The organism is Streptomyces sp. NPDC021115 (genome assembly GCF_044333065.1).
In the GTDB taxonomy this organism is placed as follows: Bacteria; Actinomycetota; Actinomycetes; order Streptomycetales; family Streptomycetaceae; genus Streptomyces.
Window position 1 is genome coordinate 295511 of record NZ_JBIRQF010000008.1, and the last position, 20327, is coordinate 315837.

Here is a 20327-nt window from a genome sequence, read left to right on the forward strand (position 1 = left end):
CTGCAGGGCCCTCACCGTGGTGAGGAACTGATCCATCTCGGCGGCCCGGGTAAGGATGCAGTCGGACACGCATTCGCCCGACAGGGGTGCTCTGGAACGCCCACGCGGGCATGCTCTGGCGGCGCTTCTCGATCTACCTGCGGCGCGAGGTCGCCAAGCGGGCCGGACTCAGCCAGCGAGCACTCCGCAACCACGCCCGGCTCTCCTTCGCCAAGGTCGCCGACTACCAGAAGCGCGGCGCCGTCCACTTCCACGCCGTCATCCGCATCGACGGCCCCGGCGGTGGCGACACCCCGCCTCCGGCCTGGGCCACGGTCGAGCTGCTGACCGACGCCATCCGCGCAGCCACGCCAAAGGCCCAGGTTGCCGGACCGGTCATCGACGGACGGGCCCACACGTTCGCCTTCGGTGACGAGCTCGACGTACGGCCCATCAAGGGCGCCGACTTCAACGGCGGCCAGGAGCTGACCGACCGTGCCGTGGCCGCGTACATCGCCAAGTACGCCACCAAGGGCGCCGAGACCGCGACCGGAGCCCTGGACCGGCCCATACGGCTCATCGCCGAAGTGGCCCACCTCGACATCACCGACCATGCCCGGCGGCTCATCCGCACGGCTTGAGCGCTCGGTGCGCGGAAGGACCTGGAACACCTCCGGCTCCGCGCCTGGGCTCACATGCTCGGCTTCCGGGGCCACTTCTCCACCAAATCCCGCCGCTACTCCACCACCCTCGGCGCACTCCGCGACGCCCGCGCCGCCTGGCGACGTGCCCAAGCTGCCGCCGCCGAGCTGGAGCAGGACGAGACCACCCTCGTCCTCGCCCACTGGGCCTACGCCGGAACCGGCCTCACCCCCGCCGGGGAATGGCTCACCGCCACCCTCACCCCCGCCCCTGGAACAGCAGGAGAGCCCACCCATGGCTAGCCGACGTTGCGCTGTCGCAGAAGTGACCGCCGAGTCGCGCGCCTTGCAAACGCGGTACCTGACTCCTGAGGACCTGGTGGAGATGTTCGACCTGCCCAGCGTCGAGACGGTCTACCAGTGGCGCCGGAAGCGCACCGGTCCGCGCGGCTTCCGGGTCAGCCGACATCTGCGCTTCGACCCCGTGGACGTCCGGGCCTGGGTCGAGTCCCTGCGGGAAGGGGTTGCCGCCTGATGGCCGGGCACATCCAAGATCGCTGGTACAGAACCGAGACCGGTCCGGACGGGAAGGTGCGCAAGGTCAAGACGGAGCGGTACGGATCCGGGCTCCGTTACCGCGCTCGCTACGTCGGTCCGGACGGTACGGAGAAGTCCAAGAGCTTCCCCGACCGACAGAAACGGCTTGCCGATCAGTGGCTCGCCCACGTCGAGGCGGACATGGCGCGGGGGCAGTACATCGACCCCCGCGCCGCTCGGATCACCTTTCAGCAGTATGCCGAGGCGCTGGGTGGCCGCCCAGGGAGCCGATCCGAACACGCAAGCCTCGATGGAGTCGCAGCTTCGGTTGCATGCCTTCCCGCATCTGGGCGCGCGTCCGCTCGGTTCCTTCCAGCCCGCGCACATCCGGGACTGGGTGCGTCAGCTCCAGGAGAACGGCGGCCGGGGGTCGTACGCGCGGACGATCTACTCCAACGTGCGTGCCGCCCTGAGTGCGGCCGTGGACGACGGACACCTTCCCCGGAACCCGTGCGCCGCCCGCTCGGTCCGGCCGCCGACCGTCGACACGAAGCGTGTGATCCCGTGGACGCCGGAACGACTCTTCGCTGTCCGGGCCGCCATGCCGGAGCGCTATCAGGCCATGGTCGACCTGGGCGGCGGCTGCGGGCTCCTTCAGGGCGAGATCCTGGGCGTGGCCGTCGACGCGATCGATTTCGAGTCGGACACGCTCCACGTGGTCCAGCAACTGAAGCTGAGCCGCAGCAAGGCCGTGTTCGCCCCACCCAAGGGCGGCAAGCTCCGGGACGTACCGCTGCCCGGGCCAGTCGCCGACGCGCTCCAGGAGCACATGAAGCGGTTTCCGCCGGTCGAGATCACGTTGCCGTGGAAGGTGGCCGACGGTCCCCCGGTGGCCAAGCGACTGATCTTCACTGGGCCGCGTGGTGGGCACGTCTGGCGTACGTCGCTCAACGAGGAGGCGTGGAAACCGGCGCTGGCCACGGCCGGGGTCATCCCGGTGCCCGAGCGAGGTCAGCCGTACGCGGAGTCCCGCGAGAACGGCATGCACGCGCTACGCCACTTCTACGCGTCCGTGTTCTTGGACGCCGGAGAGAGCATCAAGGCCCTCGCCGAGTACCTCGGCCACTCGGACCCGGGCCTGACGCTCCGCGTGTACGCGCACCTCATGCCATCCAGCCAGGAGCGCACTCGTAAGGCCGTGGCCGCCGTCTTCGTGTGATTCAGGATTCCTATGAACATTGCACCCGGCGAGGAAAGTTCGGTGTAGTCCCTTCATCGACTCCAACATGAAATCACCATCCGTGAATCCATGGCGCCAGCACGGAAATTTCCTACTTCACCAATTCATCGGCGCCAACATTTGCAATCACCATCCGTGAACTTTCACCCAGGCTGGAAAGTTCATGTTTCGCGACCTCATCGACTCCGACATGGAATCACCATCCGTGAATCTCCTACGAACCGTGATTCAGTCTGAGCCTCAGGAGCCCGGCCGGGCGGCCGGTCGGCTGGGTGGCCGGGCGGGCACCTGGTCGGCCGGTGTGGGCGCCCGCCCGTCCGCCCGGCCGGGTAGGCGCCAGGAACTCAATCCGTCCACCGATGTATAGCTTTAAGAGTCGCATTGGAGGCTGGGCGCGCAGGTGAGCACATACGCGAGGGCCAGACTCACAGCGTTGCATAACTCGATAAAGGCGAGGCTTTGGGCTGCGGATTTGTGGGGGCACCAGGCAGCCGCTAAAGTCCACTAAGCCGTCGAGGGATCAAGAGGGGCCGCTCACGGCTATGAGCGACCCCTCACCCCGTCGGTGCACTTATTCCCCGCGCTATAGGAGAAGTAATGCGTCCCACGGAGGACCCCATCGTGCCACGTCGAGGCCTGCGTATCGAGCTCATCCCCCACGAGCTGCACATCGTCCTCATCTGTGTCAGCGGGGTGATCCTGGCCATGCACGTCGGCGTCGAACCGACCGTCGCCATCCCGGCGGGTCTCCTGCTGTCCGTCGAGAAGAGGGTTCGCCGCATCTGAACGGCGACGGCCCAGGCACACGGAAGAGCCCCCTCCTGGCAGAAAAACAGCAGGTAGGGGGCTCTTCGGCTCGGGTTACTTCTTCTTGCCCTGGTTCTTGACCGCCTCGATCGCGGCCTTCGCGGCCTCCGGGTCGAGGTAGGTGCCGCCCGGGTTGGTGGGGCGGAAGTCGGCGTCGAGCTCGTAGGAGAGCGGGATGCCGGTGGGGATGTTGAGGCCCGCGATGTCGGCGTCGGAGACGCCGTCGAGGTGCTTGACCAGGGCGCGCAGGGAGTTGCCGTGGGCTGCGACGAGGACCGTGTGGCCGGACAGGAGGTCGGGGACGATGGCGTCGTACCAGTACGGGAGCATGCGGACGACGACGTCCTTGAGGCACTCGGTGCGGGGGCGCAGCTCCGGGGGGATGGTGGCGTAGCGCGGGTCGGCGCTCTGGGACCACTCGGCGCCGTCCTCGAGCGGGGGCGGCGGGGTGTCGTACGAGCGGCGCCACAGCATGAACTGCTCCTCGCCGAACTCGGCGAGGGTCTGGGCCTTGTCCTTGCCCTGGAGGGCGCCGTAGTGGCGCTCGTTGAGGCGCCAGCTGCGGCGGACCGGGATCCAGTGGCGCTCGGCGGACTCCAGGGCGAGCTGCGCGGTGCGGATGGCGCGCTTCTGGACGGAGGTGTGAACCACGTCGGGGAGCAGGCCGGCGTCGCTGAGCAGCTCACCGCCGCGGACTGCCTCCTTCTCGCCCTTCTCGTTGAGGTTGACGTCCACCCAGCCGGTGAACAGGTTCTTCGCGTTCCACTCGCTCTCGCCGTGGCGGAGGAGGATCAGCTTGTACGGTGCGTCGGCCATGCGGTCGAGCCTACTGGACCGGTCGGAGGCGGTTGATTGACGGACCTGGTCAATTGAGTGGCGGTCCGGAGCGGGGGGTGAGTAAGTTGCGGATGCCGCTTGCGCCTCTTACATGAGGGCGCTCATCCGTGGGGGGTTGCGATGTCCGTTGCTCGGTTGAGAGAGGCCGCGAAGGAGAGCGTGTCGGGGCTGCCCCGGGCGTTCTGGTGGCTGTGGACGTCCACGCTGGTGAACCGGCTGGGCGGGTTCGTGGCGACGTTTCTTGCCATGTATCTGACAGTCGAACGGGGTTACTCGGCCACGTTCGCCGGGCTGGTCGGGGCGCTGCACGGGCTGGGCGGAGCGGTTTCGGCGGTGGTCGCGGGGGTGCTCACCGACCGGCTGGGGCGGCGGCCGACGCTGCTGGTGGCGCAGGTGTCCACCGCGGTGACGGTCGCCCTGCTCGGCTTCGTAAGGGATCCGGTGGCGATCGCGGTCATGGCCCTTCTGGTGGGCATGGCCGCCAACGCGTCACGGCCGGCGGTGCAGGCGATGATGGCCGACATCGTCGCCCCGGAGGACCGGGTGCGCGCGTTCTCGCTCAACTACTGGGCCATCAACCTGGGCTTCGCCTTCTCCGCGATGGCGGCGGGGCTGATCGCCCGGAACGGCTATCTCACGCTGTTCCTCGCCGACGCGGGCATGACGCTGCTGACCGCGCTGATCGTCTTCGTCAAGCTGCCGGAGTCCCGTCCGCAGGGGCAGGACGCGGGGCGCGGGGCGGACGGGAAGGGGGTCGGGCTCGGGGCGGTGCTGCGGGACCGGCGGTTCATGGCCGTGGTGGCGCTGACGTACCTCGTCGCGACCCTCTTCCAGCAGGGCTACGTCGCGCTGCCGGTGGCCATGGGCGCGGACGGTCTGTCCAGCGCGGACTTCGGGCTCGCGATCGCGACCAACGGGGTGCTGATCGTGGTGCTCCAGATCCCTGTCACGCGGTTCATCGAGCACCGGGACCCGACGCGGCTGCTGGTCATCGCCGCGCTGCTGACCGGGTACGGATTCGGGCTGACCGCCTTCGCCGGGTCGGTGGGCATGTACGCGCTGGCCGTGGCCGTCTGGACGCTCGGCGAGATCATCAGCTCGCCGACCCAGATGGGACTGGTGGCCCGGCTCTCACCGGCCCATGGGCGGGGCCGCTACCAGGGGATGTACGTGCTGGCGTGGTCGCTCGCCTCGCTGACCGCGCCGCTGGCGGGCGGCGCGGTGATCGACCGCTTCGGGGCGGCCACGCTGTGGGCGGCGAGCGCGGTGGTGGGCACGGTGGCCGCGGTCGGCTACGGGGTGCTGGGGCGGCGGCTGCGGGGCGATGAAGGGACGGGGGCGAAGGTGGACGGTGCCCGCGCGGAGGAGGCGGCGGGGGTGGCGGCCGCGTGACGTCCCGCCGGGTGGGTCAGGGTGTGGACCGGGGCAGGAGCGGGGCGATGTCGAGGCTCGGGCGCGGGATCGCCGTACGCCACGGCGGCGGCGCCGTCGGGAGCGCACCGGCCGGATACGAGGTCGGGTACGAAGTCGGGTACGAAGTCGGGTACGAAGTCGGGTACGAAGTCGGGTAGGGGTTCGGCAGGAGCGGGGAGTACGGGGGCTGGGTGAGGCCGTTACCCGGCTGGTTCCAGGGGGTTACGGCGGTGGCGGGAATCCTCGGGTAGCGGGGATCGTCGCGGTTCGCCCACACCGCGTACGACACCCCCGTCAGCCCGAGCAGCACGGTCAGGGCCAGCGCCCGGACCGCGGTGATACGCCGCCGGGCGGGCTCGGGTATCGCGGGGGCGATGCTGATCTCGGGCGGGCTGTCGGGGGCTGGGTCCGGGAGGTTCCGGGGCGTGAGGGTTCGGGGCGTGAGGGTTCGGGGTGGGCGCAGCGGGGCGTGTTCGTCCACTCCCAGGGCGGCCAGGTGCAGGCCGAGCCGCCGGGTCTGGCCGGGCTGTCGTACGGCGGCGTCGGCCCAGTCCCGGATGTCGTCGGGCGCGGTGCCCTCGGGCGGGACGAGGATGCCGGGCCCGGTCCAGTTCATCGCCCAGTACGCGGTGCCGTTCGCGACGAGCCGCGCCCCGATGAGGGTGGCCAGGGCGGCGGACAGCGGGCCGAGTGGGTCCCGTTCGGCGTCCTCCGACGGCGGGAGGGCGCCGCCCAGGGCGCGGGCGAGCGGCATGCGGCGGCCGCTGTCCAGCAGGCGTAACACCCGGTGGAGCGTCAGGTCGTTGGGCACCACGCCGCCGGTGTGCGTGTCCGACTCGGCGCGTTCGACCGTACGGACCGCCTTCGCCAGCGGCGCCAGGACCCGGGTCGCCCGGTGTTCGGCGAGGAGGCCGAGCCAGTCCCGCCACGGCATGGGCACCGCGTCCGGCGACCCCGCCGTACGGGCCAGCCGGGCCGCGTACCGCGACGGTACGGAGACCGGGTCGGCGGGCGGCGGCGAGCCCTCGGGGAGGCGGGCCAGCCGGGCCAGGCGGGTGGCCAGGTCGGGGTGGGGGTCGTCGGGGTCGGCTCGGTGTTCGGTGGCGCGGGCGCGCAGGGCGGCCAGGGGTTCCCGTAACTCGGGCGCGTCCACCATGTGCCCGAAGGCGCGGAACGGGTCGTCCGGTACGCATCCGTACGCCCGGCGCATGGGCGTGAGATGGACCGCGGTGAACTCCCGCCACGCCGCTTCGAGCGCGAGCGCGGCGCGCAGCGCGTCGGCGACGGCGCCGGGTCCGGCAGCCCGGGCGGCCTCACGGTCGGCTTCCAGCTCCTGCCGCCGCCGGACCGGGCGGGTGAGCCCGGCGAACACCCGGGCGTAGAGGCGGAGGAGGAGCAGGGGGCCGCCCGCGTACATCCGGACCAGGTTGTTGGCGGTCGCCGCCTCCACGATCGCCTGCCGTGCGGCGAGGAGCCCTGCCGTACCGCGGTGGGCGAGGACGCCGAAGCGGCCGTGGCGGCGGGAGAAGTGGCCCAGTTCATGGGCGAGGACGGCGCGCAGTTCGGCGGGGGTCAGGCCCATGAGGAGGGGCAGGCCGAGGTAGAGCGTGCGGCCACCGGGGGCCAGGCCGAGGAACGGGGCGTCGTCGGTGACGGACGCGTTGACGTCGGCGGTCAGCCGGACGCGGTCGGGCGGCCGGGTACCCACGGCGTCCGCCAGCTCCTCGACCACGGCCCACAGCGCGGGCGCCCCGCGCCGGGACACCGTCACCGCGTCGGGGCGCGGGGCGGCGGGCCGGGCGGTGCGGATCACGGCCCAGAGCAGGGCGGCGACGACCGGCGCGAGCGCGGCGCACAGCGTGATGACGCTGGTCGGGGGCGTCGTGGCGGTCGGCTCTCCGGCGCTCCACACCGCGATCACCAGGGTGGCCACCCACAGCAGGGCCACGGTCGCGACGAGTACGTAGAAACCGGCCAGCAGGGCGAGGGCGAGCGCGGCGCGGGCGGCGGCGATCATCCCGGCCCCTGCCGGGCAGCCAGCCCCCGCCGCTGCCGGGCGACGTGACGGTCGGCGCCCAGGCCGTCGCGCAGCCATGCGGCGGCGCCGCGCAGCGCCCCGCACACCGGGTCCAGCTCGTCGAGGGAAAACAGGTGCTCGCTGTCGGGGCGGACATCCGGGGAGAGGTCGAGCAGCAGGGTGAGCCGGGCGCGGGCCTTGTGGAGGTTGCTGCCGACGCTGCCGGTGGAGATGCCGAGTTCGGCGGAGATCTCCGCGTAGCTCATGCCCTCCAGCGAGTGCATCACCACCACCTGGCGCTGGCGCGGCGGCAGGGTGCCGAGCGCGCGCAGCACGGCCAGTGCCTCCGCGGTCTCCTCCACGGTGGCGGTCGTGGCGGCCGGGACGGTCAGCTCGACCGGCTTCCAGCGGAACCACCAGCGCCGCCCGTCGCGCGAGAGCTTGCGGCGCATGGTGGTGTCCACCCACGCCTCGGGCGAGGCGCACGTCCTGACGTGCGGCCAGCGGCGCATCGCCTCGATGTACGCCTCCTGGACCGCGTCCTCGGCGTTCTGCCGGTTGCCGCTGCGCATCACGGCGCGGGCGGCGAGCACCGGGTACGTACGGGCGTAGAACGCGTCGAACTCCTCGCCCCGCGCGGCTTCCTCGGCCGTATCAGTCATGGCCGCCCCCTCGGTGCACGGTGACCGCGGCGCCGTCGGCGCGGCGGTCGGTGAGCACCGTGCCCGGCTCCGACCTGTCCAGCATCTCGACCAGCATGCGCGCCCGGACGCGTTCGCCCGAGCGCGCCGCCAGCCAGCGGACGACATCCCCCATCAGCCGTAGCACCCCCACTGTCACGACCGTTGCCACCGTGAGCCACGGATTGTCCATGAGCACCGCTCGTCTCCCTCGTATGGTTCCCGGCTGTCGGTGCCGGTTCACCAGGGAGAGTCATCGGGGGGCGGTTTTCTTCACCGCGGGGCGGGAGATTTCAGCGCAGGGCGCGCTGGGCCTCGTACAGATTGCGCGGATGGACGGCCTCGGGGTGGCCGTAGGACTCGATACGGGAGTGCAGCGGCCCCTCGAAATCGGGGACGTCGATCTGGCCGGACTCCCGGACCTCGCTGATGCCGACCGTCGCGCTGTACGGGGCGACGTCGTCGATCCGGACACAGCCCGCGCGCTGATTGGTGACAGTGACGTTCCAGTGGGTGAACCGGGCGCCGTACAGCGGGCCCGCGGTCGCGTCGCCGCCGTGCGCGCCGGTGTTGTCGAGGGTGATCTGCGTGCGGACGTCGGCGAACGGCATGCCGCGGTGGGTGTCGAAGGTGCCCATCTCCATCCGGCCGCGCGACCAGACGTTGTAGCTGGACAGCCCCTCCACGTTGATGCCGTGCAGCTGGGTCCCGGCGGGCGCGGGCACGGTGCGCCGCGCGAGGACGAAGTCCTCGACCAGGTTGTCGTGCGAGCCCTCGCGGCAGCAGTACGGATGGTGGCTGCCGCGCCCCGAGACGGTCACCCGGCGCAGGGTGCACGCCTTCGCGGCGACGAGCAGGAAGCCGTTGTCGACGTTGTTGACGGTCACGTCGTCGACCCAGCAGTCCCAAGCGCACTGGAGCGCGACGCCGTTGTAGCCCTTGTCGAGCAGATGCTGCGCCTGCGGGGTCTCCACCACGTCGAGGGTGATCCCCTCGACCCCGGAGCCGGTCACGGGCCGGGTCAGGGTGGTGAACCGCGGCTGCCAGGCGGGCCGGGCGTCGAGCGGCAGCGGACGGTCCAGCGTCACCCGGCGGCGGCGCCGGTCGACAGCGGTGATGCGGCACGGCCATTCGTACGGGACGTACGAGGTCAGCTTGGTCTTGTCGGCCCACGGATACCCGGCGGCGCCCTCGACGTCCCCGGCCATGTGCCGGAGCAGGGTGTGCGCGCCGTCGTCCGCGAGCTGGAGCAGCACCCGGTCGCCGCGCCGGAGGGCGGCGGTGCTCTCGACGGGCACGGTCCAGTCGCCGCGCCGGGCCGGGCGGTCGACGGCGGCCAGCGTGCGCCACTCGTCGCGCCGGTTGCCGGTCCAGCCCTCGAACGGCCACGCCTGGGCCCTGATCGCGTCGGTGAGGGACCGCCAGCGGGCGTCCGGGCACACCCAGATGAGGCCACCGGCCCAGGACCAGGACGACTTGGTGCCGCCGTACCGGCTGCCGTAAGGACCGATAAGCTCCGTGAGGTTGCGGGTCGCGTACAGCGTGGTCCGCCCGCTGCCCGCGCCGCGCAGTACGACGTTGTCGTAGCCGATGCGGATGACGCCGTCGACGCGGTACGTCCCGGGCGGCACCACCACCGTGCCCCCGCCGCGCCGCCCAACCGCCTCGATGGCCCGGTTGATCGCGGGCGCGGCGTCGGCCGACCCGTCGGGCCGGGCGCCGTAACGCCGCACATCGGCGGCGACCGGATACCGGGGCAGCTCCGCGCGCCCGCCCCGGAACCCGGCGCGGCCGACGTAGGGGATCTGCGGATGCCGATACGGATCGGCGCGGAACTCGCGCCACAGCTCCGTCGACCCTCCGGCTGCCGCGGCGGGGGCCGCCCCCACCGCGGTCCCCGCGACCGCACCCGCCGCGGCGCCGAGGACGGTACGTCTGCCGAGGAGTGCGCGTGTGTCGTTTTCCCTGTCCATGAGGCCCACACCTTCCATGGATGTGAACGCCGTTCAGATGAGCGACGGCGTGAGCATGCCACGGCAGCAACGGGCGCGGAAGAGGGTCAGCGCGTGTACAGCCGGTGGGCCGACGTCCCGGCCCACCGCAGACCCGCCGCGCCGACCAGCAACAGCCAGCCGAGCTGCGCCGCGTGGAGGTCGCCGCTCCGGGTGACCGCCACGAGCACCGGGGCCGTCAGCGCCAGGGCGGCGAGCGGCCCGCGCAGATACCAGACGGCGGCCTGCAGGGCGCCCGTGTTGCCCATCGGGGCCTCGGCCCCGAGCAGGATGTGCGGCGGGACGGCGCCCCGGTACGAGCTGACCAGCGCCGCCGACACCAGCGCCGGGGCACAGGCGATGAGCACCGCGAGACCCGGCCTCCCCCAGCCGCCGAGCGCGGCGGCCGCACCGCACATGGCTGTCCCGGCGAGGAGCAGGAGGCCGGGCACGAGCGCGTGCCACAGGGCGAGGGACCGGGCCGGGTAGGGCAGGTTCGCGGACCGGCGGACGTCGTCGCTCTCCCGGCGCGCGGGCTCGGTGAGCTGGGCCGCGGCGAGATAACCGGCCGCCAGTGCCCCGACCGCGGCCACGGCCTGGGACCGGTCGCGCAGCACGGGGGCGGCAGCGGTCAGCCCCACGGCGGTGGCGGTCCACCCCGCGGCCCAGCCCAGCCGGCCCGGAGTACGCAGCAGCCCGGTCGCGTCCCGCCAGGGGATGACGAGCGGGCGGTGGCGTGGCATCGGCAGCCGCAGGACGGGCCGCGAGCCGCGTTCCCGCAGCGAGGGGAGCCCCGCCTTCGCCTGCCGCAGGTCCAGCGCGAACAGCGACGCGCCGAGCTGGGAGGCCACGGTCGCCCGCAACCGCAGGGCCGCCTGTGAGATGCCAGCCGCTTCCCGGCGGGCGCACAGCAGCGCGACGAGCACGAAGACGGCCGACAGCAGGGCACCCACCGCCCAGCCGGGCACCGGCTCACCGGCGGCCGCGACCAGCGGCTGCGCGGCCCAGCCCCACGGGCCCGACCACAGGAACACGGCGTCGAGCGGGGAGCCGTGCCGCCCCCGCACCACCGACACCGCCGCGACCGCTGCCAGGAGAGCGAGGACCGCACCGGCCGCACCGAAGATCCGGGCGCCTTGCCGGGCCATCAGCCGGTCCCGGCGCTCCACGACGGCGCCCGCCGCGGTGCCGGTGAGCACGGCTGTCGCGCCCGCCCACGCCCCGGCCGCGGTCACCGCGGGCCAGGACGGGGCGCCAGCGGCGTACACCAGGAAGCCGAGCACACCACCGGCGAACGCCCCGACCGCCCCCGCCACCAGCGCGGACGTCATCAGCCGGGGCAGGAGCAGGGGCGCGCGCGACAGCGGGGCGGGCAGCAGCCACGAGACGGTCGGCAGATCGAGGAGGACCGGCCCGCGCCACACCGCGCCGCGCGCCATCAGCAGGACGACCAGCGCCACCACTGTCGGTACGGTCAGCGGCAGGCTGGTCAGGACATGTGCGGCCAGCGGGCCGCGGGGCCCGTCGGCGCGGCCCGCTCGGGCGGCCGAGACGAGCAGCGGCACGCCCCAGGCCACCCCGACCAACGCGACGGCGTAGAGCGCGAACGCGCCGCTCTTGCGCTTCTCCCACCGGGCGTCACGCCGCAGGGCGCCCAGATAGGCCAGCGTCTCGGCGGCGGTGTCGGTCATGCCCCCGGGTACGGGATCCGGCTCCCGTCGCAGTGCCGGGTCGGCGTCCACTACCCGCCGCCCCGCGCCGCCACCGGTATCCCGCCGTCGAGCATGAGCACCCGGTCGGCGACCGTCGCCAGCGCCTCGTGGTGCGTGGCCAGCAGGATCGCGGTCCCGCGGTCCCGGTGGGCGGCCAGCCGACGCGCCAGCTCGCCCCGGGCCCGGCCGTCCAGGCGCTGTTCGGGCTCGTCCAGGACGAGCAGGTCGTGCGGGCGTACGAAGGCGGCGGCCAGCAGCAGCGCCTGGGTCTGCCCCGACGACAGCGCCGCGGGCAGCACGTCCGCGTGACCGGCCAGATGGTGTTCCTCCAGCACCGCTTCCACCGCCGCCTCCGCCCCGTCGCCGAGCCCATGGGCCAGCGCCACCAGCATGAGGTGCTCGCGCGCGGTCAGGTCGGGGTAGTGGGCGCCGGGGTCCATCACCGTGGCGACGCGGGCGCGGGCGACGGGGTCGTCCTCGTCGATCGGCGCACCGTCGAACAGCGCCCTCCCCGACGTCGGCCGCTCCCGTCCCGAAGCGAGCCTCAGCAGGGTCGACTTGCCGGAGCCGTTGTCACCGGTGAGCGCCACGCACTCCCCCGGCGCGACGTCCAGCGTGACCGAGCGCAGCACCTCACGGTCGCCGTAGGAACGGCTGACGCCGTCGAGCCGGAGCAGGGGTGTCACTCGGCCGCCACGTCGCGGGTCAGGTGGGCGAACGCCTCCAGGTTGCGGGTGGATTCACCGCGGGAGGTGCGCCAGGCGTATTCCTTGCGGATCGCGGTCGCGAAGCCCATCTCCAGGAGGGTGTTGAAGCTGCCGTCCGCGTTCTCCAGGACGGTGCCCAGCAGGCGGTCGAGTTCGTCCGGGGTGACGGAGGCGAGGGGGAGGCGGCCCACCAGGTAGATGTCGCCGAGCTGGTCGATGGCGTAACTGACCCCGTACAGGCGGGTGTTGCGCTCCAGCAGCCAGCGGTGCACCGCCTCGTGGTTCTCGTCCGGGTGGCGGACGACGAAGGCGTTGATGGAGAGCGAGTGGCGGCCGACCCGCAGGGAGCAGGTCGTCGACAGCTTGCGGGTGCCGGGGAGGGTGACGACGTACGTGCCGTCCTGCGGGCTCTCCCACTCCAGCTCGGCGTCGTTCAGCGTCCGCTCGATGACGGTGCGGGGGTCGGCCTGGGGGGTGGTGTCAGCCATGCGCCGATCGTAGGGGACGGCGCTCGCGCGGCGCGTCCGTGCACGGCCTCAGCCACCACGTCAGCCTTGGGCCGAGCGCAGGGGGCGCCGCTCGCGCATCGCGTCCGTGTACACCTCCGCCGTGGCCGCCGCGGCCGTGTCCCAGCCGAAGGACTGGGCGTGGTCGGCGGCGGCCGCGCCCATGCGGGTGGCGCGGGTCGGGTCGTCGGCGAAGGGGCGCAGGGCGCGGGCGTAGTCGCGGGGGTCGTGGCCGTCGACCAGGGTGCCGCTGACCCCGTCCCGTACCGCCACCGGGAGGCCGCCCACCGAGGCCGCGACCACCGGGGTGCCGCAGGCCTGGGCCTCCACCGCGACCAGGCCGAACGACTCGCTGTACGACGGCATCACCAGCACCGAGGCCGCCCGGTACCAGTCCGCCAGCTGGTCCTGCGCGACCGGCGGCTGGAAGCGGACGACGTCGCCGATGCCGAGGCGCGCGGCGAGCTTGTGCAGCCGCTCGGGCTTCGCGAGGCCGGTGCCGCTGGGTCCGCCCACCACGGGGACGACGATCCGCTCACGCAGCGAGGGCCGCTCCTCCAGCAGGTGCGCGACCGCGTGCAGCAGTATGTCGGGGGCCTTCAGCGGCTGTATGCGGCCCGCGAAGAGCGGTATCAGCGCGTCGGGCGGCAGCCCGAGCCGGGCCCGGGCGGCGGCGCGGCCGTCGGCGGGGCGGAAGCGGTCCAGGTTCACGCCGGGGTGGACGACGGCGACCAGGTCGCGGTCCGCCTCGTAGTGGCGCACCAGTTCCTCCGCCTCGTCGGCGGTGTTGGCGATCAGCCGGTCGGCGGCGCGGACGATCTGCTGCTCGCCGATGACGCGGGCAGCCGGTTCGGGGGTGTCACCGGCGGCGAGCGCGGCGTTCTTGACCTTGGCCATGGTGTGCATGGCGTGCACCAGCGGCACCCCCCACCGCTCGGCGGCCAGCCAGCCGACGTGGCCGGAGAGCCAGTAGTGGGAGTGGACGAGGTCGTAGTAGCCGGGCCGGTGACCGGCCCACGCCTGCATCACCCCGTGCGTGAACGCGCACAGCTGCGCCGGGAGCTCCTCCTTGGCCAGCCCCTCGTACGGGCCCGCGTCCACATGCCGTACGAGGACGCCAGGCGTCAGCTCGACGGTCGGGGGGAGCGTGCCGGTGGTGGCCCGCGTGAAGATCTCCACCTCGATGTCGATGGCCGCGAGGCGGCGGGCCAGCTCGACGATGTAGACGTTCATGCCGCCCGCGTCGCCGGTGCCCGGCTGGTGCAGCGGCGAGGTGTGCACGCTGAGCATCGCGATCCGGCGCGGGCGCCGGGCGTGCGTGATGCGCCGAAGGCGCTGGTGGGGCGGGCCGCCGAAGGGCGTATGGGAGCGGCCACGCAGGCCGCCGAGCCGGGACGCGTGCTGGCTCACCGCGCGATACCTCCTTACGGGGGCGGCTTGGGCGGGCTTCCCTTGCTCCTTCCCCGTTCAGCCCACAACACCGGAACCGGCCATTCCTATTTCCGCTTTGCCAAAGTGTGACGTTCGGGGGCGTGCCGGAGGGGGCGACGCGTGGTCAGAGGGCGGCCACGCAGCGCATAGGCTGCTGGCCATGTCCGCCCGTGTGCCTCCGCCGATCCGCCCCATCGGCTCGGCCACGCGCGGGACCACCAACCCCAACCGGCTGCGGCGCATGGACCGCTGGATCGCCGCCACCCACGGCACCGCGCTGCGGCGGGTGGAGACGGCCGTGGCCGTCGACCTCGGGTACGGCGCGGCGCCCTGGACCGCCGTCGAGCTGCTGGACCGGCTGCGGACCGTACGGCCCGGGGCCCGCGTGGTCGGGGTCGAGATCGACCCGGCGCGGGTCGCCGCCGCGCGGCCGTACGAACGGGACGGGCTCGCCTTCGCCCACGGCGGCTTCGAGGTGCCGCTGCCGGGCGGGGTACGGCCCGTGCTCATACGGGCGGCCAATGTGCTGCGGCAGTACGACGAGGACGAGGTCGCCGGGGTGTGGCGGCGGCTGTGCGCGCGGCTGGCGCCGGGGGGCGTGCTGGTGGAGGGGACCTGCGACGAGATCGGGCGGCGGCACGTCTGGGTCGCGCTCGGCCCGGCGGGCCCCCGCACGGTGACCTTCGCCGCCCGGCTCGGCGCCCTGGAACGCCCCTCCGACCTGGCCGAACGGCTCCCGAAGGCGCTCATCCACCACAACGTGCCGGGCGAACCTGTGCACACCTTCCTCCGCGACTTCGACCGCGCCTGGGCCGCGGCCGCCCCCTACGCGACGCTCGGCGCCCGGCAGCGGTGGATCCGCAGCGCCGAGGCGCTGCGCGCGGCGGGCTGGCCCCTGACGGACTCGCCCCGGCGCTGGCGGCAGGGCGAGCTGACGGTGCGCTGGGAGGCGCTTGCCCCGCGCGGGGCGTGAGCGCTCGCGCCGGGCGGGTGGGCGCCGGGCGGGTCAGGGGGATTCGCGGGAGCGGGTGAAGACGTGTTCGCGGGCCTCTTCCGTCGCCGTCGCCACCGCGCCCAGCAGGACCGCGTCGTCGCCGAGGGTGCTGGCGCGTACCCGTGGGCGGAGGGGGCCGATCCGGTGGAGGGTCGTGGTCACCGGGGGCAGCAGCAGGTCGGCGCCGCCGCCGAGGCCGCCGCCCAGGACCACCAGGTCCGGGTCGAGTACGGCGGCGACGGCGGCGATCACGTGGGCCAGCCGTTCCGCCTCCTGCCGTACGGCCGCCACCGCCGGTTCGACGCCTTCCCGCGCCGCGTCGAAGACGTCCTTGGCCGATCCGGGGTGGGCCATGCCCAGGTCGCGCGCGGCCCGGACGACCGCGCCGCCCGCCACCGCGTCCTCCAGGTCCCGCTCGCCCTCCCGCCCGCCGTTCGGCAGCGCCGGCAGGAAGCCGATCTCCCCCGCCGCGCCGTGCGCGCCCGTGAAGAGGCGGCCGTCGGCGACGACGCCCATGCCCAGGCCCGTGCCGACCATGACGAAGACGAAGAGCCTGCTGCCCCTGCCCGCGCCGAAGGTGTACTCGCCCAGCGCGGCCAGGTTGGCGTCGTTGTGGACGGACAGCGGCGTGCCCAGTTCCTCGCGCATCCGGTCCAGCAGGCCAGCCCGCCCCCAGCCGGGCAGGTTCACGGCGTACCGCACCCGGCGCCGCTCCGGGTCGTACACGCCGGGCGCGCCTACGACCGTGTGCGCGACCAGCGCCGGGTCGACCCCGGCGTCCGCGACGACCCGGCGGGCGGCGGCGACGGTGAGGTCGGCCATGGCGGCGGCGCTGCGGCCGCGGTTACGGACGTCGGAGCGGGCGACGACGGTCCCGTCGAGGTCGGCGGCGGCCACCCGCAGCCAGGAGCGGCCGATGTCCAGGCCGAGGACGTACCCGGCGGTGGGGTCCGGTTCGTACAGCACCGCGACCCGCCCCCGCTCCGGCGGCGCCTGACGGCCCGCCTCCCGGACGAGCCCCGCCTCCGCCAGGGCGGCGAGCGCGGTGGAGACGGTCGGCTTGGACAGGCCCGTGTCGCGGGCGAGCTGGGCGCGGGATGCGGGCCCTTCGGCGCGGAGGCGGGCGAGGAGGAGGCGTTCGTTGTTGCTGCGCAGCCGCTGGCGGTTCCAGGGGCGGGCGCCGTGCCGGGGCGGCTCGTCGCCGTCGCGGGGGGCGTCATCGGATACATCGGTCATCGCGGCGCCTCCCGGTTGTCTTCCGGACCCTTGACGGCATCAAGTAAGGCTCCTTAACTTAATCCATCCCACGGAGGTGGACATGTCCGGCACCGAGGGCGGCTTCGTCCGCCGCATCGGCCTCTTCCAGGCCACCGCCATCAACATGAGCCAGATGTGCGGCATCGGGCCGTTCGTCACCATCCCACTCATGGTCGCCGCCTTCGGCGGGCCGCAGGCCGTCGTCGGGTTCGTCGCGGGCGCCGTGCTGGCCCTCGCCGACGGGCTGATCTGGGCGGAGCTGGGCGCCTCGCTGCCCGGGGCCGGGGGCAGTTACGTCTATCTGCGCCAGGCGTTCCAGTACCGCAGCGGCAAGCTCATGCCGTTCCTCTTCGTGTGGACGGCGATGCTGTTCATCCCGCTGATCATGTCCACGGGCGTGGTCGGCCTCGTGCAGTACCTGGGCTATCTGTGGCACGGCATGAGCCAGACGCAGGGCGATCTGGTCGGACTCGGCGTCATCGCACTCGTCGTCGGGTTGCTGTGGCGCGGGGTCGAGCACATCGCGCGGATCACGGCCGTGATGTGGTGCGTGATGATCGCCTCGGTGGTGCTGGTGATCGCCGCCGCGTTCAGCCACTTCGACGCCAGCCAGGCGTTCACGTACCCCGCGCACGCCTTCGACCTGGGCAGCGGCCACTTCTGGACCGGGTTCGCGGCCGGGCTCACCATCGGCATCTACGACTACCTCGGCTACAACACGGCCGCGTACATGGGCGCCGAGATCAAGGACCCCGGCCGCACCCTGCCGCGCGCGATCGTCGCGTCCATCCTCGGCATCATGGGCATCTATCTGCTGCTCCAGATCGGCACGCTCGGCGTCGTCGACTGGCACCAGATGCTCGACCCGGGCTCGGTGGCGTCCCAGTCGGTCGCCTCGGCCGTGCTGGAGGAGACCTGGGGGAAGACCGCGGCGAACGTCGTCACCGTCCTCATCCTCGTCACCGCCTTCGCGTCCGTCTTCGCCGGGCTGCTGGGCGGCTCGCGGGTGCCGTACGACGCGGCGCGCGAGCGCGTCTTCTTCCGCCCGTACGGCACGCTCCACCCGCGGCACCGCTTCCCGGTGCTGGGGCTGGCGACGATGGGGGTGGTGACCGCGGTCGGATTCCTCATCGGCCGCCACACCGACCTCGCCACGCTCATCCAGCTGCTGACGACCGTCATGGTGATCGTGCAGGCGCTGGCCCAGGTCCTCGCCGTCACCGTGCTGCGGCGCCGCCAGCCGACGCTGCGGCGGCCGTACCGGATGTGGCTCTATCCGCTGCCGAGCGTGGTGGCGCTGGTGGGCTGGCTGGTCATCTACGGCTACGCGGACAAGAACTCCCCCGGGCGGCACCCCATCGAATGGTCCCTCGCGTGGGTCGCCGCGGGGTGTGTGGCGTTCGTGCTGTGGGCGCGGGCGGAGAAGGTGTGGCCGTTCGGGCCGAAGGAGATCAGCGAGGAGTACGTGGAAGACGGGGAAGAGGGCCCCGACGTGGCGGGCACGCGGGGCGGCGGCGCGGCGGTGTGACGGCCGGGGGCGCGAGGCTCAGGCTCGCGCCCCCACGCCCACCTCCGCCTCCAGCCCCGCCGCCAGGGCCCGCAGCGCCCGCTCCGACGCGGAATCCTTCTCCGTCGTGTACGTGCACAGCGTCTGCCCCGGATCGCCCGGGAGGACGAGCGCCTCGTACGCCACCACCAGATCCCCCACCTCCGGGTGCCGGTAGCGCTTCGTACCGCGCGTCCGCTCCTGCACAGCCTGCGCCTCCCAGCGCCACCGGAATTCCTCGCTCCGCTCCCGTAGCCGGTGCACGACCCGGCACAGCCGCGCGTTGCCCGGGGTGCGGCCGATCTCGGCGCGGAGGGAGGCCACGGTGTCGTCGGCGACCTCGTCCCAGTTCGGGTGCAGCTCGCGCGCCCGGGGGTCGAAGAAGATCAGGAAGGCGCCGTTGCGCTCGTCCTCAGGAAGCGTGTCGAAGTCGATGCCGATGCGGCCGCCGAGCCGGTTCCAGGCCAGGACGTCCATGCCCGGGCCGAAGACGAAGGCCGGGATCCGGCCGTCCATCGCCTCCAGCAGCCGGAGGATCTCCGGCCGCACGCGCGGGCGCGGGTCCGCCTCCGCGCGGACGGGCCGCCGCGGCAGGGTGATGTTGCGCAGATAGGTGTGCTCGGACGGGGTCAGCCGCAGCGCCCGCGCCAGGCCGTCCACGACGGAGTCCGAGACGGCCGGGGCGCGCCCCTGTTCGATACGGGTGTAGTAGTCGACGCTGATCCCGGCGCGCTGCGCGACCTCCTCGCGGCGCAGCCCGCGCACCCGGCGCCGTACGACGCCCTCCGGCAGCCCCACCTCGGCCGGGTCGAGCGCGGCGCGCCGCGCCTTGAGGAACGCCTTGATCTCCGGTTCGGAATGGCCCATCGGTCCATTATCCGGTTGTCCGGCGGACATCCCGGGTGGTTCCGGCAGACCCAGGTTGGGTCGGGCCTGGTCCGGTACTCGTCGCGAACAGAGGCTGTGTCCAGTCCCACCGGAACCACTCAGCGGGAGGCATACCCATGAAGCGCAGGATTCTCGGCGGCACCGGCATCTCGGTCAGCGAATACGCCCTGGGCGCGATGATGTTCGGCGTCCAGGGGAACCGCGACCACGACGACTCGGTACGGATCATCCACCGCGCCCTCGACGCGGGCATCAACTTCGTCGACACCGCCGACATCTACTCGGCGGGCGAGTCGGAGGAGATCGTCGGCAAGGCCCTCAAGGGGCGCCGCGAGGACGTCGTCCTGGCGACCAAGGCCCATGGCTCGATGGGCGACGACGACAACCACAGCGGCAACTCCCGCCGCTGGATCACCCGCGAGATCGAGAACAGCCTGCGCCGCCTCGGCACGGACTACATCGACCTCTACCAGATCCACCGCCCCGACCCGACGACCGACGTCGACGAGACGCTGGCCGTCCTGTCCGACCTGGTCCGGGCGGGCAAGGTGCTGGCCGTCGGGTCGTCCACCTTCCCGGCCGAGCAGATCGTGGAGGCCCAGTGGGTGTCCGAGCGGCGCGGCCACGTCCGGTTCCGCACCGAGCAGCCGCCGTACTCGATCCTGGCGCGGAGCGTGGAGGCGGCGGTGCTGCCGACCGCGCAGAAGTACGGGATGGGCGTACTGAGCTGGGGCCCGCTCTCGGCGGGCTGGCTCACAGGGCGCTATACGAAGGCGTCCGACATCGACCTGGCGGGCGGCCGGGCGTCGCTGGAGCGGTTCAAGTTCGACCCGTCGCTGCCGGAGAACGCCCGGAAGCTCGAAGCCGTCGGGGAGCTGAGCAAGCTGGCCTCCGACGCCGGGCTCTCCCTGCCGCACCTGGCCGTCGCCTTCGTACGGGCGCACCCCGCCATCACCTCGGTCATCATCGGGCCGCGCACGATGGAGCAGTTGGACGACCTGCTCGCCGGTTCCGAGGTGGAGCTGAGCGCGGACGTACTGGACCGGATCGACGAGATCGTGCCGCCGGGCACCGACCTCAACCGGGCGGACAGCTACTACGTACCGCCGTCCCTCGCCGACAAGCCGCTCCGGCGGCGCTGACG

At 73.0% G+C, this 20327-nt stretch carries 17 protein-coding genes and 2 pseudogenes; 8 read left to right on the forward strand and 11 right to left on the reverse strand.

Annotated features, from left to right (window positions below):
* Nucleotides 1–86: 86 nt before the first annotated feature.
* From ACH4TL_RS25615 to ACH4TL_RS25630, 4 genes and pseudogenes are all read left to right on the forward strand, one after another.
* Nucleotides 87–923, forward strand: a pseudogene (locus ACH4TL_RS25615) (replication initiator); the annotation flags it as partial.
* A complete protein-coding gene (locus ACH4TL_RS25620) occupies nt 916–1155 on the forward strand; it encodes a helix-turn-helix transcriptional regulator (RefSeq protein WP_398318943.1) in 240 nt (79 codons plus the stop codon). The pseudogene ACH4TL_RS25615 and the gene ACH4TL_RS25620, both read left to right, overlap by 8 nt.
* Nucleotides 1155–2376 (forward strand): annotated as a pseudogene (locus ACH4TL_RS25625) (tyrosine-type recombinase/integrase). The gene ACH4TL_RS25620 and the pseudogene ACH4TL_RS25625 overlap by 1 nt, the downstream one beginning before the upstream one ends.
* A 642-nt stretch (nt 2377–3018) precedes the next feature.
* A complete protein-coding gene (locus ACH4TL_RS25630; RefSeq protein ID WP_398318940.1) occupies nt 3019–3183 on the forward strand; it encodes a hypothetical protein in 165 nt (54 codons plus the stop codon).
* Between the two features lie 75 nt (nt 3184–3258).
* Here ACH4TL_RS25630 and ACH4TL_RS25635 read toward each other — a convergent pair whose 3' ends face one another.
* On the reverse strand, nt 3259–4020 hold the full coding sequence (locus ACH4TL_RS25635; RefSeq protein ID WP_398318937.1) for a phosphoglyceromutase: 762 nt from the start codon (nt 4018–4020) through the stop codon (nt 3259–3261).
* 141 nt (nt 4021–4161) lie between these two features.
* Here ACH4TL_RS25635 and ACH4TL_RS25640 point away from each other — a divergent pair, with 141 nt between their 5' ends.
* The gene (locus tag ACH4TL_RS25640) at nt 4162–5433 is read left to right on the forward strand and encodes an MDR family MFS transporter (protein WP_398318934.1); all 1272 of its coding nucleotides are present in this window, start codon (nt 4162–4164) and stop codon (nt 5431–5433) included.
* A gap of 16 nt (nt 5434–5449) precedes the next feature.
* Here ACH4TL_RS25640 and ACH4TL_RS25645 read toward each other — a convergent pair whose 3' ends face one another.
* The 8 genes from ACH4TL_RS25645 to mshA form a co-directional block, all read right to left on the reverse strand.
* On the reverse strand, nt 5450–7471 hold the full coding sequence (locus ACH4TL_RS25645; RefSeq protein ID WP_398318931.1) for a M48 family metalloprotease: 2022 nt from the start codon (nt 7469–7471) through the stop codon (nt 5450–5452).
* Complete coding sequence (locus ACH4TL_RS25650; RefSeq protein ID WP_398318928.1) at nt 7468–8133, reverse strand: RNA polymerase sigma factor; 666 nt, start codon at nt 8131–8133, stop codon at nt 7468–7470. Before ACH4TL_RS25650 ends, ACH4TL_RS25645 begins: the two co-directional genes overlap by 4 nt.
* Entirely contained in the window at nt 8126–8344 is a 219-nt protein-coding gene (locus ACH4TL_RS25655; protein ID WP_398318925.1) for a hypothetical protein, read from the reverse strand. Before ACH4TL_RS25655 ends, ACH4TL_RS25650 begins: the two co-directional genes overlap by 8 nt.
* A 100-nt stretch (nt 8345–8444) precedes the next feature.
* Nucleotides 8445–10124, reverse strand: a complete 1680-nt coding sequence (locus tag ACH4TL_RS25660; RefSeq protein WP_398318922.1) for a glycoside hydrolase family 55 protein — start codon at nt 10122–10124, stop codon at nt 8445–8447.
* An 86-nt stretch (nt 10125–10210) separates the two neighbouring features.
* Nucleotides 10211–11833 carry a DUF6297 family protein gene (locus ACH4TL_RS25665; RefSeq protein WP_398318919.1) on the reverse strand — a complete coding sequence of 541 codons (1623 nt, stop codon included), beginning with the start codon at nt 11831–11833 and terminating at the stop codon, nt 10211–10213.
* Between the two features lie 50 nt (nt 11834–11883).
* A complete protein-coding gene (locus ACH4TL_RS25670; protein WP_398318916.1) occupies nt 11884–12540 on the reverse strand; it encodes an ATP-binding cassette domain-containing protein in 657 nt (218 codons plus the stop codon).
* Nucleotides 12537–13049: a YbjN domain-containing protein gene (locus ACH4TL_RS25675; RefSeq protein WP_398318913.1), complete on the reverse strand. Its 513-nt coding sequence runs from the start codon at nt 13047–13049 to the stop codon at nt 12537–12539. The genes ACH4TL_RS25670 and ACH4TL_RS25675 overlap by 4 nt, the downstream gene beginning before the upstream one ends.
* Nucleotides 13050–13109: 60 nt before the next feature.
* Entirely contained in the window at nt 13110–14477 is a 1368-nt protein-coding gene (mshA, locus tag ACH4TL_RS25680) for a D-inositol-3-phosphate glycosyltransferase (RefSeq protein WP_398318910.1), read from the reverse strand.
* Nucleotides 14478–14658: 181 nt separating this feature from the next.
* Between mshA and ACH4TL_RS25685 the strand changes: the two genes are divergently transcribed.
* On the forward strand, nt 14659–15471 hold the full coding sequence (locus ACH4TL_RS25685) for a class I SAM-dependent methyltransferase (RefSeq protein WP_398318907.1): 813 nt from the start codon (nt 14659–14661) through the stop codon (nt 15469–15471).
* A 33-nt stretch (nt 15472–15504) separates the two neighbouring features.
* Here ACH4TL_RS25685 and ACH4TL_RS25690 read toward each other — a convergent pair whose 3' ends face one another.
* Nucleotides 15505–16728: an ROK family protein gene (locus tag ACH4TL_RS25690; protein WP_398318904.1), complete on the reverse strand. Its 1224-nt coding sequence runs from the start codon at nt 16726–16728 to the stop codon at nt 15505–15507.
* Between the two features lie 82 nt (nt 16729–16810).
* On the opposite strand from ACH4TL_RS25690, the gene ACH4TL_RS25695 reads away from it, so the two are divergent.
* Nucleotides 16811–18277, forward strand: coding sequence for an APC family permease (locus tag ACH4TL_RS25695; protein ID WP_398318901.1), 1467 nt, complete (start codon nt 16811–16813; stop codon nt 18275–18277).
* Between the two features lie 18 nt (nt 18278–18295).
* On the opposite strand, the gene ACH4TL_RS25700 is transcribed toward ACH4TL_RS25695, so the two are convergent.
* Nucleotides 18296–19162 (reverse strand): helix-turn-helix transcriptional regulator, encoded by an 867-nt coding sequence (locus ACH4TL_RS25700; RefSeq protein ID WP_398318898.1) that lies wholly within the window; start codon nt 19160–19162, stop codon nt 18296–18298.
* Nucleotides 19163–19299: 137 nt separating this feature from the next.
* Here ACH4TL_RS25700 and ACH4TL_RS25705 point away from each other — a divergent pair, with 137 nt between their 5' ends.
* On the forward strand, nt 19300–20325 hold the full coding sequence (locus ACH4TL_RS25705) for an aldo/keto reductase (protein WP_398318895.1): 1026 nt from the start codon (nt 19300–19302) through the stop codon (nt 20323–20325).
* The last annotated feature ends 2 nt before the right edge of the window (nt 20326–20327 follow it).

Bases quoted from the DNA above. Each gene is read 5' to 3' on its own strand.
- ACH4TL_RS25620 (WP_398318943.1), top strand. From the start codon at position 916: ATGGCTAGCCGACGTTGCGCTGTCGCAGAAGTGACCGCCGAGTCGCGC.
- ACH4TL_RS25655 (WP_398318925.1), bottom strand. From the start codon at position 8,344: ATGGACAATCCGTGGCTCACGGTGGCAACGGTCGTGACAGTGGGGGTG.
- ACH4TL_RS25685 (WP_398318907.1), top strand. From the start codon at position 14,659: ATGTCCGCCCGTGTGCCTCCGCCGATCCGCCCCATCGGCTCGGCCACG.
- ACH4TL_RS25695 (WP_398318901.1), top strand. From the start codon at position 16,811: ATGTCCGGCACCGAGGGCGGCTTCGTCCGCCGCATCGGCCTCTTCCAG.
- ACH4TL_RS25705 (WP_398318895.1), top strand. From the start codon at position 19,300: ATGAAGCGCAGGATTCTCGGCGGCACCGGCATCTCGGTCAGCGAATAC.
- ACH4TL_RS25635 (WP_398318937.1), bottom strand. From the start codon at position 4,020: ATGGCCGACGCACCGTACAAGCTGATCCTCCTCCGCCACGGCGAGAGC.
- ACH4TL_RS25665 (WP_398318919.1), bottom strand. From the start codon at position 11,833: ATGACCGACACCGCCGCCGAGACGCTGGCCTATCTGGGCGCCCTGCGG.
- ACH4TL_RS25650 (WP_398318928.1), bottom strand. From the start codon at position 8,133: ATGACTGATACGGCCGAGGAAGCCGCGCGGGGCGAGGAGTTCGACGCG.
- ACH4TL_RS25675 (WP_398318913.1), bottom strand. From the start codon at position 13,049: ATGGCTGACACCACCCCCCAGGCCGACCCCCGCACCGTCATCGAGCGG.
- ACH4TL_RS25645 (WP_398318931.1), bottom strand. From the start codon at position 7,471: ATGATCGCCGCCGCCCGCGCCGCGCTCGCCCTCGCCCTGCTGGCCGGT.
- ACH4TL_RS25660 (WP_398318922.1), bottom strand. From the start codon at position 10,124: ATGGACAGGGAAAACGACACACGCGCACTCCTCGGCAGACGTACCGTC.
- ACH4TL_RS25700 (WP_398318898.1), bottom strand. From the start codon at position 19,162: ATGGGCCATTCCGAACCGGAGATCAAGGCGTTCCTCAAGGCGCGGCGC.
- ACH4TL_RS25690 (WP_398318904.1), bottom strand. From the start codon at position 16,728: ATGACCGATGTATCCGATGACGCCCCCCGCGACGGCGACGAGCCGCCC.
- ACH4TL_RS25640 (WP_398318934.1), top strand. From the start codon at position 4,162: ATGTCCGTTGCTCGGTTGAGAGAGGCCGCGAAGGAGAGCGTGTCGGGG.